We start from the raw sequence: 311 nt of genomic DNA, 5'->3' as shown, positions 1-311 counted from the left end.
TGATTACTCAGCTCATTCAGCACTCAATTCAAGACTATTTAAACAACTCCGTCATAACCAAACGTGTGACGGGTGTTTCTAGTTTTATGAAAATGGGCAAGTCGGTACTGGAAACCGTCACAGACTCAAACCTAAATGACACTATTGGGCATTATTTACAAAAGAACATCTTAAAACTCAGTCAAATGATCGAACAGGTGTTAAATCAAAACTTTAATGATGAAAAGCTATATCACTTTCAAGCTAACCTCTGGCACAAAATCAAATATATTCCTTTATCAGTTTTGAAAAATTATATTGAAGTGCAGGAC

General features: G+C 34.7%; 1 pseudogene. It reads left to right on the top strand.

Going from position 1 to position 311, the window contains the following annotated elements:
- Positions 1 to 311: pseudogene (locus ACG9ZB_RS16930) on the top strand (hypothetical protein); the annotation flags it as partial.

Source organism: Acinetobacter johnsonii, assembly GCF_048551975.1.
Classification (GTDB): Bacteria; Pseudomonadota; Gammaproteobacteria; order Pseudomonadales; family Moraxellaceae; genus Acinetobacter; species Acinetobacter johnsonii_A.
This window is presented reverse-complemented; position numbering and strand designations above follow the sequence as displayed.